Origin of the sequence: Gillisia sp. JM1, assembly GCF_000424645.1 — a bacterium.
Lineage (GTDB): Bacteria > Bacteroidota > Bacteroidia > Flavobacteriales > Flavobacteriaceae > Gillisia.
This window is the reverse complement of the sequence record NZ_KE384219.1, coordinates 902,536-917,040: the sequence shown is the minus strand read 5'-3', so window position 1 is coordinate 917,040 and position 14,505 is coordinate 902,536. Positions and strand designations below refer to the sequence as shown.

6 protein-coding genes and 1 pseudogene are annotated in these 14,505 nt (G+C 36.8%); all 7 read right to left on the bottom strand.

Annotated features, from left to right (window positions below; translation table 11 throughout):
• Positions 1 to 5 precede the first annotated feature (5 nt).
• On the bottom strand, positions 6 to 3,014 hold the full coding sequence (locus H033_RS0118610; protein WP_026839645.1) for a SusC/RagA family TonB-linked outer membrane protein: 3,009 nt from the start codon (positions 3,012 to 3,014) through the stop codon (positions 6 to 8).
• A 250-nt stretch (positions 3,015 to 3,264) separates the two neighbouring features.
• A complete protein-coding gene (locus H033_RS0118605) occupies positions 3,265 to 4,641 on the bottom strand; it encodes a SusD/RagB family nutrient-binding outer membrane lipoprotein (protein WP_026839644.1) in 1,377 nt (458 codons plus the stop codon).
• Positions 4,642 to 4,653: 12 nt separating this feature from the next.
• Positions 4,654 to 7,833 (bottom strand): SusC/RagA family TonB-linked outer membrane protein, encoded by a 3,180-nt coding sequence (locus H033_RS0118600; RefSeq protein ID WP_026839643.1) that lies wholly within the window; start codon positions 7,831 to 7,833, stop codon positions 4,654 to 4,656.
• A gap of 257 nt (positions 7,834 to 8,090) precedes the next feature.
• Positions 8,091 to 8,720, bottom strand: a complete 630-nt coding sequence (locus H033_RS20700) for a SusD/RagB family nutrient-binding outer membrane lipoprotein (RefSeq protein ID WP_155827874.1) — start codon at positions 8,718 to 8,720, stop codon at positions 8,091 to 8,093.
• A gap of 131 nt (positions 8,721 to 8,851) precedes the next feature.
• A pseudogene (locus H033_RS20695) lies at positions 8,852 to 9,581 on the bottom strand (TrmH family RNA methyltransferase).
• Between the two features lie 89 nt (positions 9,582 to 9,670).
• The gene (locus H033_RS20690) at positions 9,671 to 11,131 is read right to left on the bottom strand and encodes a SusD/RagB family nutrient-binding outer membrane lipoprotein (protein ID WP_051228086.1); all 1,461 of its coding nucleotides are present in this window, start codon (positions 11,129 to 11,131) and stop codon (positions 9,671 to 9,673) included.
• Between the two features lie 12 nt (positions 11,132 to 11,143).
• Positions 11,144 to 14,398: a SusC/RagA family TonB-linked outer membrane protein gene (locus H033_RS0118575; protein WP_026839642.1), complete on the bottom strand. Its 3,255-nt coding sequence runs from the start codon at positions 14,396 to 14,398 to the stop codon at positions 11,144 to 11,146.
• Between the last annotated feature and the right edge of the window lie 107 nt (positions 14,399 to 14,505).

The following is a 14,505-nucleotide window of genomic DNA, read 5'->3' as shown; positions in this document are numbered from 1 at the left end:
TTATTTTAAAATTCAAAGTTTACTCCTACGGTCATAGTTTTTGCAGGCGGAGCAGAATAAAATGCATTCCCTACATTTATGTTGCTGTCTGCCTGAACATCATAGGTAGATTCCGGGTCATACTCATCATAATCTGTAAAAGTTAATAGGTTTACAGCCGTGAAATAGATTCGTAAACGGTCTATATTAATTTTATTCGTAAAACTAGCTGGTAGACTATATCCCAAGGAAATATTTCTAAGCCTAATAAAATCTGCTTCCTGTAAATATCGGGAAGAACTTTGAGTTCCATTAGCACCAAATAATCTTGCCTGTGGTACATCTGTGATATCTCCTGGTTGTTGCCATCTATCCAATTGATCTAAAGATTGGTTATCAAAAAAGTCGGCACTGGCAGATTGAAATCTTCCTCCAGCATTATAAATAGATGCTCCCCATTGTCCTTGAAAGGTAAAAGAGAAATCTACATTCTTATAATATAAATTATTTGTAAAACCTGCAATTATATCTGGAAAAGGACTCCCTAAAACAACTCTCGTAGCATCATTAAAATTGTTTGTTAAACCTTTGTCTCTGGAGCCATCATCGTTAAGCGTGTTTCGTACAAATAAAGCATCTCCATTTTCAGGATCTGCCCCGGCAAATTCTACCATAAATAAAGAACCTAGAACTTCTCCTTCACGAACAATGTTTTGTCCGGAAATAATATCTCCTCCAGGCAGGTTGGTAACTTCGTTGTCGTTATATGCAATATTAAAAGATGATGACCAGTTGAAATCTTCACTTACAATATTTTTTGTATCGATTACCAATTCTACACCTGTATTTTGAATTTCTCCCACATTTCTGGTGATATTAGTAAAACCTGAAGTGGAGGGGATAGGTTCATTTAATAGTAGATCATCTGTAGTTTTATTGTAATAATCTAAACTCCCCGAAATACGATTGTTTAAGAGTCCAAAATCTAGACCAATATCATATTGAATGGTGTTTTCCCATTTCAGGCTTGGATCTCCCAATTGACTAGGATTAAGTGCGGGTCTTCCGTTGTAAGAAGCACCTCCAAATAAACTTCTGGAAGCAAAATTACCAATATCTGCATTTCCTGTGACACCCCAGCTGGCTCTTATTTTAAGCAGAGAAAGAGTTTCATTATCCTTTAAGAAATCTTCTTCTGAAACAATCCATCCACCAGAAACTGCCGGGAAAAATCCGTATTGTTCATCTACACCAAATCTTGAACTACCGTCATACCGAACGCTTCCTTTTAAAAGGTATTTATCCAGAATAGTTAAACCAGTTCTTGCGAAATAGGATACAAAGGTAAATGCAGTTCTACTGGAACCTCCACCTACAATTTCTGCTGCACTGTTCACAGTTCTTAAATCATCTGATGGAAATCCCTGTCCTTGGACAAATTGAGCCTTTCTTCTGTCGTCTTCAAATGACATCCCTACTGTGGCCTCCAGGTTTGTGTTTCCTCCAAGTAATGTATAATAGTTAAAATAATTATTGATTACATATTTCTCATTTTGTACACTTTGCGCCTGAGCAAATCCTCCTACCGATTCGGATTCTGTTAAACGCCCTGAAAAAGTTTCAGCGGTTTGTACATTTAAATCGTATCCAAGTTCCGATCTAAAACTAAGACTTGGAATTATTTGATACTCAGCAAAAACATTTGCAATAGCTCTCCAAATACTGGTTTTGTTTTCAGCATTCACTTCTTGATTTAAAAAATTATAATATAAAGTATTAGGATTTGGTAATCCATTATCTAAATAAGGTCTTGTAAAAGGGATTTGTGCAATAGCTTGTACGGGTGTTGCAAATTGATTGTCATTCGCCAATCTGTTTATTTGTGTTTTGGCTATGCTGGAGGTAACCCCCACTTTTAGTTTTTCTGAAACTTGATGATCTACATTACTTCTAAAGTTATAACGCTCAAGATCATTTCCGCGAATAATACCTTCTGTTCTATTATAGCCTAAGGAAAGAAAAAATTTTGTTTTTTCAGATCCTCCTGAAGCATTTACGTTGAAATCGCTTACCGATCCGTCTACGAAAATAAGATCTTGCCAATCTGTATCAACAGCGCCTTCACGCCAATCGGCTTCATTTTCAGCAAAAAAATTGAAATCAGCAAAAGCATCTTCCTCTGTAAAACCGGCGTTTATGTAGGCTTCAGTAAAGAGTTCCACATATTGTTCTGTATTTAAAAAATCACGACGATTGGTTTCTTCGCTCCATCCGTAGGAAGTACTTAAAGAAATTTTTGTTTCTCCTGCTTTTCCTCTTTTTGTAGTTATAAGAACAACCCCGTTACTTCCTCTTGCACCATAGATTGCAGCAGAAGAGGCATCCTTTAATATCTCTATGGAAGCGATATCATTAGGGTTTAAACTTATAAGCGGGTTTATAGGAGAATCATTGATGTTTTCATCACTGTTAATCAATGGGATTCCATCAATAACATATAAGGGGTCTTGTGAAGAGGAAATGGTAGAAACTCCACGTACTCTGATTTTTATTCCTGATTCCGCCTTTCCGTTAACCTGAGTTATCTGCACTCCCGCCGCTTTCCCGACCAAGGCACTTTGTAAACTAGGAACTGGAACTTCGTTTATTTCATCTGAAGAGATGGAGGCGATGTTATCGGTTAAGGTTCGTCTAGTAGATGTACCATAACCTACCACAAGGACTTCATCAAGTTCTGAAGCATTTGTAGTTAAAATAAGATTGATAGTGTTTTGATTTGTGACTGATACTTCTGTCCGAGTATATCCTAGAAACGAAAATACAAGGATATCTCCCTGAGCGGCTTCAATTAGATATTTTCCATCGAAATCTGATTGGGCTCCTGTATTGGTTCCCTTAACAATAATGTTTACCCCTGGGAGTGGTAAACCACTTTCATCGGTTACCATACCAGTAACCGTTTTTTGTTGTGCAAAAGTAATTTGCACAATAAACACTAGCAATAGCGTTAAAATTCGCGTGAACTTTGATTTCATATTATTTTATTTGAATTAGCCATGTAAAAAATAGTAAAATATTGTTAAATACACTAGGATTAATTAACCTAAAATTAGGTATTTGCTGCTTCTTTTAATAGAAAACATGGATAATATGATGCGTTGCAGCGTCTTTTTTAAAGTATCATTAAGGATTGATTTCGAAATGAAAGAATTTTTAGAATTAAATAGTATTTAAGCAAAAAAAAGACTGCCTTTCCAGACAGTCTCTTTTTAATGTTTTAACTAATTAATTTAAAGGAAAAACCCAAATATCGTCATCTAATAAGTGACCCCCTTGGGCATCAATCGCTGCCTCGTATTCTTCTGGATTTGAAAGACGCTCAGATATTGGATAAAGCAATCTTCTAGGTACAATACCTGAAGGATCAAATGCATTTGCACCATTCTCGTTTGGAACTATATCCGGAAATCCTGTTCTTCTAAAATCATTCCATACCTGCATTGGATTTTGTCCGTACATGGCTTTGTATTTTTCAACAATAATAGTTTGAATACTAGTAGCAGGTAAGGTGCTGATATAATCCTCAATTTCTGTAGAAGCTATACCTAAATAAGACATGTTAGCTCTTATTGCTGCTTTTAATGCATCTGTTCCATCTCCTCCAGTTCTTGCTAAAGCTTCCGCTTCGATAAATTTAGTTTCTGAATAACTGATTATTGGGCTTGGGCTATCTAACTGTGCCCAAAATAGATTGGAATTATCTTTATCAAAGTAGTAGAAGTTTCCTTCATCCTCATACATGTATATGTCCATACGTGGATCACCCATCATTAAATCTGCAAAAAAGTCATCAATAATCATAGTACTTGGTCTTTGTAAACCAAATAACGCTAAAGGATGCCCACCATTTTGAGTATTTTCAAATTGAAAGTTCAATTGTTCATCATTGCTAGATACCGCCATGGCTAGTTCGTCCAAGGCTAACTGTGCAGCATTTGAATTCACACTGGTTTGCTGAATATAAAATCTCGCCTTTAAAGAATGTGCGGCAGCAATCCATTGTTCGTTAGATCCATCGATCAAATCACCTTGGATGCCTACAGGATCTTCTGCATTGAGATCATCTATTGCTTCAGATAAAAGTGTTTGAAGTACACCATATAGTTCTTCCTGATCATCATATTTTGGGGATAAGTTTTCTTTTCCCATAAAAGCTTCAGAATAAGGTACATCTCCCCAAGCATTAGTAGCAAGACCCAAATTGATTGCCATATATATTTTAGCTACTCCCCGGGTATTGAATGCTTCGGTATTGGTTGCTCTTTCAATTATATCATCAGCATCTCTCATTGACCCAGTGTACAATCCAAAATCCCATGGGTTGTCTGTATCATTTTCTCCGATAACATAAGATGTATAATTTAATTGCTGTGCGTCAAAGCCTTGCCATTGTTGCATGATGATACCTGCATATCTACCAAGAACGGCGGTTATATTTCTGTGTGTTTGTGTTTGCATAGAAGGCACTATTGCTACAAGTGGTACACTTTCTCCACCTGGCCTAGTAGGATCCTGGTTGACATCATCATAGTCACAGGAGATCATAACAGCAAAACTGAAAAATGCTGTTAGTAAAATCTTAAATATGTTTTTGCTTTTCATTTTAGTTTTTTTTTAAAAATTAAGTTTTACTGTTAAAGCATAACTCTTAGTATTAGGCTGGTTGAAATAATCCAAACCAATACCATTACTTGAACCTGTAAGATTCGTTTCAGGATCTATACCTGGATAGTCGGTAATTAAAAATAAGTTCCTTCCTGAAGCGGTAATTGAACCTGAAGTTAAAAAGGTGGCATCCAATAAAGAACCAGGTAAACTATAAGAAACTGATGCTTCTCTTAATCTAACCCAGGATGAATCAAAAATGTTATCTTCAGAAACTCCACCAAAAGCATAACGTGTCCAGTAAAAAGAATTTATACCAGTTTCAGGATTTGCTAAAGCAACTTCGGTAGTATTCTGTGCTCCTGAGTTTTCGTTAACGCCTTCAAAAACAAAATCGGTAATTTCTCTTTGATCCGCAGTTTTTTGAGAGGTGCCAAAGTAATCTATAATACCACATGTACCACACCATACATCACCACCTTGTCTAATATCTAAAAGTGCAGATACGGAAAAAGCTTTATAAGAGAATGTATTTCTTATACCCATCGTCCAGTCTGGGGTAGGATCTCCCACAACTCCATCTTCCGTATCCAAAACAGGAAATCCATTATCTCCAATAAGAACCTCTCCTTCATCATTTCTGGCAAATTTAGAACCGAAAATCACGCCATAAGGTTCACCTGCAATAACTCTGGAAGATGTTGAGGTAAATCCTGCTAAGGTTATAGATTCAACATTTTCTGTTAATTCCTCAACAATATTTTCGTAAGTAGTCCAGTTGACATCTATGTTCCAATTGAAATTTTCTGTCCTAATAGGATTTAGAAATCCTAAAACTTCCCAACCTTCGTTAGAAATGACCCCAGCATTTATTACACGCGAGGTGAATCCAGTTACTGCCGGTTGATCTACAGATATAATCTGATCTGTAGTTTCTTTTTCATAATAAGTAACGTCTACTCTAAATCTTGAATCCCAAAATCTAAGTTCTGCACCCACTTCAAATTCTTTGGTAACTTCTGGACGAATATCTGGATTTCCCAATTGTGCAGATCTTTCAAAAGCTACGGTTGAAAATATAGGGAACTGGTTTCCATCTATAAAACCATCACCTCCAGCATTGGCGGCATTATAATAAGTAGTTGTTGCAAATATCGGAGCATCATTACCAGTCTTACCGTAAGAACCACGTAATTTACCATAGCTGAAAAATCCTGTGTCATCTACAAATTCTGAAAATACAATTGCACCTCCAGCACTATAGGATAGAAAGTCATTATTGTCATCTGGTAAAGTTGATGACCAGTCATTTCTAATTGCACCATTGATAAAGAAGGTATCATTGAAGCCAAGTTTTGCATCAGCTAAAACTCCATCTAATTGTTTCCTTCCTACACCTTCAGCAACCGCTTGACTTGCCGTGTTAGAAACATGGAAAAATCCTGGAATAGTCATTCCATTCCCAAGAGATTCTCGGGTTAAACTTTGGGTTTTGAAACCATCATATCCTATTACACTGTTAAATGTAATGTTCTCTGAAATATTCTTTTCTAATAAAAATAGAAGCTGTGAATTTATGTCTTCACTAAAAAGACTGAGATCAAAAACCGAACCCTGAGGATTACCAGCTGAATTAATATCAACTCCTGCTTTTCTAACATCAGAAAATTGATCATAGGCCAGGGTTCCTCTTATGGTAGCCCAATCTAATGGTTTGTAATCGAATGATAATCTTCCTATAAAACGCTTAACATCATCTAAAGAAGGGTTTTTAGCTACGGTCCAGTATGGGTTGTCATAAACCCCGGCACGATAACTTCTCTGTCTACCATCTTCCAGTTGATATGTACTTGGAGTGGCAGCTGCTAGACGACCGGTTAAACCATTACCATTATCAAAGGTAGGTGTAGATCTCAATAGCCCTAACATAATACCCGAAACATTAGATCCCCTCTGAACTCTACGTCCACCAGAAGTTACATAAGTACCACTTGCAGAAATTTCAAAATCTTCTGTTAGTTTAGCGCTTATATCTGCTCTAAACGAGCGTCTATTAAATTCTTCAGTTGGGGAAATACCCGTTTGATGTAGTTTACCTCCAGAAAGGAAATATTTTATATTTTCTGAACCTCCACGTACTGAAACGTTTTGTTCGTCAAGGACACCTGTTACGAAAAAATCATAGTGATCAAATGCACGTGCTGCCATACCATTACCTTCTCCTTCTGCTACCAATTTACCAAAACGGCTATATGGGTAACTATCATCCCCGTCATACTCTAACGAAGAGATACGTGGTCCCCAGCTAAAACCTTCACGGGTCTCTGGGCCGCGGTAAGTAGTTACTCCACCAACTGGTCTACCCTGAGCGAACTCCTTTTGTAAATCGGGTAATTGGTTAACTTCACTAAATTGTAATGAAGAAGAAACTGAAATGCTTGGAGCGCCAGTTTGTCCTTTTTTGGTAGTGATTATTATTACCCCATTTGCAGCTCTTAAACCATATAGAGTTTGTGCTGCAGTACCTTTCAAAACGTCAATAGAGGCAATATCATTCTGATTGATATCAATTGCCCTGTTGGAATTATCTGCTCCACCGGTATCGTTTCCTGTTGATGAGTTATCAATTGGAACTCCGTCAACTATAAATAAAGGACTATTGGATCTTCCAATAGAAGTATTACCTCTAATTCGTATGTTGGAGGACGCACCTACAGATCCTGAAGCACTTACTACACTAACACCAGCAGCTTTAGAGGCCAAAGAGTTCACAAGGTTTGTTTCCCCTGTATTTTCAATATCCTCTGCACTAACATTTTCAACTGCATAACTAACTGAGCGTGGAGTGCTTTTTACCCCAAGTGCCGTTACAACTACTTCATCTAAAGTAGCGGCATCAGGACTTAAAGTTACATTGATTGTTCGTCGATCTCCTACTGGATATTCTGCTTTAACCAAACCTATAAAGGAAAATACCAATATATCTTCCTGAAATGCCTGGATAGAATAATTTCCATCAAAATCAGTTTGGGTACCTGTAGTCCCTGCTTTTACAAGAACATTAACGCCGGGAAGCGGTAATCCATCCGTATCTGTAACGGTTCCTGTAACCGTTTGTTGTTGCGCAAAGGTCATTTGCACAATTAACGCTAAGAATAGCGTTAAAAATCGAGTAAAATTTGATTTCATATTTTGGTTTATTTTAATTAGCCAAGCCAAATTTGATGAAAGAATGTTTATAAAACAAATTTTTTTAAAATATAATTTCTGAACCTTTTAAGAATTTGGGGAGATGCTTACCAATCTTGAGGTATAATTGGTCTATATTTAAATACAACTCAAGATGTTTCGCAAAACTTTGTGATTAGTGCAGTTGGCTGTGATATCAACGACTGGGGATGAATTGGAATATAAAATTGAGTGTGCGTAATTATAATGCTTAGTTTTTATTTTTCATTCCAAAAAATAGGAGTTTGCTGATCATCTCCACCAATAGCATTAGATGCAGCTTGATAGTTAGCAAAATTCAGGTTTTGCTCATTAACAGGATATGTATATCTCAAGGGTACAAAGTTTCCTGAATCTTCAGGTAAAACAAACCCTGGAGCATCATATTTTCTCCAAACAGACCATCCCTCGAAAGAATTGTTAAACATGGCTATCCAAATTTGAGTAGCAAATTGTTCGTTAGAACCATCATAGGCTACTGATGGTTGCGCTAAATATGCCGTTGCATCCGCTGCATTACCACCCCAGTATGCTATAGATGCGGTAATTGCTGCATTGTAATGTGCACTTTCAACTCCTGCTCCTGTATAGCCTAAATCTGCAGCTTTAGTCAGATTAAACTCTACTTCAACATAATCCAAAAGGATTCCTGGTAAAGTTGGGTCTAAGAAAACCTCTCCAACATGAGAATATGACCCATAGTTATTACTTCCTCCATATACTCCACCAATATAATCATCTACAGCTTCATTAAAAAAGTAAGTTGCTCTTCTTGGGTCATCTAGATCATTCATTATATCTACAATGGTAGCTGAGGGTAAATAATCTGCTCTTCCACTTTGTAACACATCAACCTATAATTGGTTGGTTCTTGATGGATTGTTTATAGAAAGTGAAAAGAAATAGGGATTTTTTCTAAATAATTTTGAATTGACCTATTTGTTAGCAAAGTAGCTATTGAAGAAATAAGAAGTTGAGATCATTGGCGTTGTCTAACTATTTTATATAAAAACGCTACACAAGCTAAAGATAAATTTAAGGATCCAATACTACCGAACATTGATAATTTGATTTTATCGTTAACGATCTTTAATACTGAAGGTTTAATCCCTCTTCCTTCACTTACCCACTAAGAAGGCTGCAGGCTTGTATAATTCTGTTGGTAAATACAGATTGATGGCTTTTTCTGTCGCGGCCACTACGTTCACACCAGATCCTTGTAAAAAGCATCTTTAATATGATTCACTTTACATATTGGGATATTAAAAACTGCTCCAACCGAAGTCTTTACAGTATGGCATTTACAAGCGCACCTCCTTTGTCTTGAATGATGATTCCATGGACTCCACAACATTCTGCAGTTCTAATGATCGCCCCAAGTTTTCTTGCATCGGTAATCTGATCTAAAAGCAAGAATAGGGGAGTGGCACTAATATCTTCTAGCACTCGTTGTACAACTTCTTACATATCTGGAAATTCTATACGAGATTTTTTAGCTACAACTCCTTGGTGGTTTCCTTTGGGAAGTTTCTGAAGTTTTTCGACAGGAGCTAAGAAATAATAAATCCTTTTTGACCAATCAATAATAACCGTTTTTGGAATAAAGCATTATTAAGTACTTTCTTAATGTAGATCTTATCTATACTCTTTTCACTTTGAATTACCTCCATTACCGTTCTAATCCCAAAAATTTTAGTAGTGCCTTCAATAAGGTGCAAAGATAGGTTTTTCTTAAATTTTGCATATAAAAAAAGCTGCCCAATTGGGCAGCTTTAAAATAATATAAAGAGTGTTTCAATTACTCTGTTGGTCCTCCTGGGTATGTTGACTGATCTGGGGTAGTTGTATCCCAAAAAACAGGAGTTTGCTGATCATCTCCACCAATAGCAGTAGATGCAGCTTGATAGTTAGCAAAATTCAGGTTTTGCTCATTAACAGGATATGTATATCTCAAGGGTACAAAGTTTCCTGAATCTTCAGGTAAAACAAACCCTGGAGCATCATATTTTCTCCAAACAGACCATCCCTCGAAAGAATTGTTAAACATGGCTATCCAAAATTGAGTAGCAAATTGTTCGTTAGAACCATCATAGGCTACTGACGGTTGCGCTAAATATGCCGTTGCATCCGCTGCATTACCACCCCAGTATGCTATAGATGCGGTAATTGCTGCATTGTAATGTGCACTTGCAACTCCTGCTCCTGTATAGCCTAAATCTGCAGCTTTAGTCAGATTAAACTCTACTTCAACATAATCCAAAAGGATTCCTGGTAAAGTTGGGTCTAAGAAAACCTCTCCAACATGAGAATATGACCCATAGTTATTACTTCCTCCATATACTCCACCAATATAGTCATCTACAGTTTCATTAAAAAAGTAAGTTGCTCTTCTTGGGTCATCTAGATCATTCATTATATCTACAATAGTAGCTGCAGGTAAATAATCTGCTCTTCCACTTTGTACTAAATCTACCCATAATGGGTTCGTTCTTGGTGGATTGCTTTGATATACAAGTTGAGCATTATCTTCATTAGATTCGAAAACACCGCCTGCAATAGCAGCTTCAGCAGTAGATTTAGATAATGTTGGGTTAACATCAGATAATCTCATTCCTAAACGCAGTTGCAAGGAGTTGGCAAATTTATTCCACTTATCCATGTCTCCGTTATAAAGAATGTCTGCACCAGTGAATCCTTGTCCAGCCTGAATATTTGTTCCAACAGCATTCAACCTTGAAATAAGGTCTGCATATATTGTAGCTGCATCATCATAAACTGGTGAAGGAAATTCTTCAGCATTTATAGCCTGAGTGTAAGGAACATCTCCAAAAGTATCTACCTGAACAGACCAAGCATACACTTCCAAAACTTCAATTTGCCCTAATCTGGCACTTCTTTCAGCTTCAGTTAATTCAGTGTCAGCTTCTACTACAGCTTTTGCATTCTGCAGGTCAAAAATTACGTCTCTGTAAAGTTCAGACGAATGATTTTGAGGAATGTTACGCTGATTTAATACATAGTTTGGTTCATCCAAATACGTAGTGGTTGTTAAATACTGAGCAAAGAACCTGAAAACGTTCGTGTTCACGTTTGCACTTGTCATTTGATCTGACAAGCTGTTCGTAGCGGCAGTAAATAAGAATTCAGCTTTAACCTGTGTAGGGTTTTTAGGATCCCGATTCAGGTTTTCATATCGCTCATCTGTCTGGCAGGACCATAAAGTTGCGAGCGCAATAATTGTTAAAAAATATTTTTTCATTTTATTTTTTTATTAAAAGTTAATTTTCACACTTGCTCCAATTTCTCTTATCGCAGGGTAAGCACCAGACTGGTAACCTTGAACGTTACCGGAACTCAAACCAGCTTCAGGATCAGAATAAGGAAGATTCTTATGAATAATCCAAAGGTTTCTACCTATCAAAGAAAGTGAGGCACTGTTTATAGGCAAGGCATCAATCATTTTTTCTCCGAAATTGTAAGTAAGGCTAGCCTCTCTTAATTTCACGAAAGACGCATCGTAAACGTGGCCTTTATTTGCATCTCTGGCATAACCATATGGGTTAGCATAATAATCTGTTCTTGCTCTAGTTTCATTTGGAGCAGTATTAGTTACTGCGTAGTCACCATTATCATCAAAAGTAACAGTTCCAGTTACACCATCTAAAATAACACCACCACCATTAGCGATAGTATTTCTTATAGGATTTCCTAATTCATTAGTACCAACACTACGATCATAAAGACCGGTAGCAAAACCATACCAAGTATCAAGCGAAAATATATCTCCACCTTTTTGAACATCAATTAGGAAGCTCAAACTTAGGTTTTTGTAATTCAAGGTATTTTGAACACCACCTGTCCAGTCTGGTTGAACATTTCCTATGATATTGTTACTTGTAGCCGTTCTTTCGTAGTAGCCAGAAGCATTAACCACACGGTTGCCTGCATCATCATAAATATAATCTGTACCTCTTATTGCTCCATAAGGTTGACCCGGGGAAGCATTAATAGATATTCCTCCCTGAAGAGAAGCTAACTGTAAATTGTCAATACCATCGGTTAACTCAAGAACTGTGCTTTCATTTTTAGCCCAGTTAACTGTCATATTCCAGTTGAAATCTTCACTTTTAATAGGGTTTAATCTCAACAATACTTCAAAACCTTTATTTTCAACAACACCGGCATTTAAAAATTTGGTAATAAAACCTGTTGCATTAGAAACTGGTACTGGAGTAATTTGGTCTTCAGTTTGAGTGTTGTAGTAAGAAACATCAAATCCTATTCTTCTGTTAAGGAAATCAGACTCTATACCAAACTCGTAAGATTTAGAACGTTCTGGTTTTAGGTTAGCGTTGTTTAATTGAAAATTGTTACTGGCATATCCTGCACTTCCAAAAGGAGCAGTTACAGAATAGGTGTTAAATACATTATAAGCATTTGTATCACTACCAACTTCTGCATAGTTTGCTCTTAACTTGGTGAAATTCAACCACTGTGCATCAATCATATTAGAAAGAATGATACTTGTAGAGACAGAAGGATAGTAGAAGGTATTGTTTGCTATTGGTAAAGTAGAAGATCTATCTCTTCTTATAGTTCCTTCCAGGTAATAAGTAGATAAATATCCTAAACCTGCTCTCATATAAACCCCATCTATCATAGAAGTTGCATCATATTCTACAGGTGGCTCTAATGGTCCAGCAGAGTTACTCAAAGCGTAAAACCCAGGAGCGTTCAATCCACCATTGGTAGATGCGCGAATGGAGTTTTGTGAGTTTCTTCTTAGGTTGGCTCCAATGTTACCGTCAAGGTTTAGATCTTCGGTAATATCCTTATTAAAGTTAAGGATCAGGTCGTAGTTATACTCGGCTACACGATTGTTAAAACGTGAATAGCTTGCAACACCAGCACTACCAACATTTATTCTTTCTTCCTGTAATTCATCATATGTATCAAAAGAGAATCTACCTACAACACTAAAAACATCGTTGATTTCATAATCAAGAGCTAAATTTCCAAAATACCTGTTACGAGTATCTGTTTCGTAATTTTCATATCTTGTCCAGTATGGGTTATCAGAATAAATAGGAGCTAAGTTATCAGGACCATTTGGGTTCCAAGTGATGTTTTCACGTGTTGAAAAGTAAGCATCCCTTTGTTCGTATAGATCAACATTGGTTTGAAACCATTGTCTGAATTGTTGCATTGGGTTTCCTGAATCGTACCCTGTTCCATATCTACCTTTACCGTCTGTTTTAGTAAAAGTAACATTTGCTGAAGCAGTTAATTTTTCAGATAAATCTTGAGTTCCACTTAAAGAAATAGTGTTTCTTTTGATCTCAGAGTTTGGAAGGTTTCCTTCTTGCAAGGTATTGTTTGCGGATAATCTGAAAGATCCTGTTTCAGACCCTCCATCTAAAGCAACTGAGTTGATAGCAGTATAACCTGTTCCCCAAAGATCGTTTGGAGTGTGTTCTCCTGCCAACCAGGGAGTAGCTTGTTGAAAACTATCTAGTTGTGGATATATTGAATTCCATTGGTAAATCGATCTGTTTGGATCAAATTTTGCTCCAAAAGATGCATCTTCTGTAAATGGAGTGGTTTCATCTAAAGTTCCATCACCATCTACATCAAATAAGTTGAAGTAACCATCATCAGATTGATAATAAGGACCATAACCTGCACCGTATTCATTTTGGTATTTTGGCAAAGTTTCTTTGTCTGCATTGGAGAGCATCAAGCTTGAACTTACAGAAACTCCAAGTCCTTTACCTTTACTTCCTCTTTTAGTGGTGATAATTACCACTCCGTTTGAAGCTCTTGAGCCATAAAGCGCAGTCGCTGCAGCACCTTTTAAAACGTTGATAGAAGCAATGTTGTTTGGATTAATGTCCGCTGCGGCATTACCGAAGTCATATCCACCTCTACCTCTCTTTTGGTCATCAGTATTCGTGGTAGCATTACTTATAGGAGTGCCATCTACTACAAATAATGCCTGGTTGTTTCCGGTTAAAGAAGCATTACCACGAATAATAACGTTTGAAGATCCTCCAATAGTCCCTGAAGATTTAATGTTCAAACCAGCTACCTTACCAGAAAGTGAATTCATAAAGTTAGTTGTTGGAACATCAGAAACTTCAGCTCCGTCTACCTCTTGAGTAGCATAACCTAAAGATTTTTTCTCTCTCTTAATACCTAATGCTGTTACCACAACTTCATCTAGCTGTGACGCATCTGCTTTCATTACAACACTAACAGTGTTAGAAGTTCCAACTGTTTTTTCAGTTCTTTCAAGACCTATAAACGAAAACACCAACACATCACCTTGCGAGGCCTGAATTGCATAGTTTCCATCGAAATCTGATTGAACACCTGTTGAAGTGCCCTTAATAATTATGTTTACCCCGGGTAGAGGTAACCCATCTTCGTCGGTAACATTACCTGTTACGGACTGTTGTTGCGCAAAAGTGATTTGCACAACGAACGCTAATAATAGCGTTAAAATACTACTAAATTTTGCTTTCATTGTTTAATTAATTTGAATTAGCCAACCGCGAAAGTGGTAAGAATATGTTAATTAACCAAAAAAATATTCCCAAATTATAGGTCGATATATCTTGGAATTCATATTCA

Bases quoted from the DNA above. Each gene is read 5' to 3' on its own strand.
- H033_RS0118610 (WP_026839645.1), bottom strand. From the start codon at position 3,014: ATGAAATCAAAGTTCACGCGAATTTTAACGCTATTGCTAGTGTTTATT.
- H033_RS0118605 (WP_026839644.1), bottom strand. From the start codon at position 4,641: ATGAAAAGCAAAAACATATTTAAGATTTTACTAACAGCATTTTTCAGT.
- H033_RS0118600 (WP_026839643.1), bottom strand. From the start codon at position 7,833: ATGAAATCAAATTTTACTCGATTTTTAACGCTATTCTTAGCGTTAATT.
- H033_RS20690 (WP_051228086.1), bottom strand. From the start codon at position 11,131: ATGAAAAAATATTTTTTAACAATTATTGCGCTCGCAACTTTATGGTCC.
- H033_RS0118575 (WP_026839642.1), bottom strand. From the start codon at position 14,398: ATGAAAGCAAAATTTAGTAGTATTTTAACGCTATTATTAGCGTTCGTT.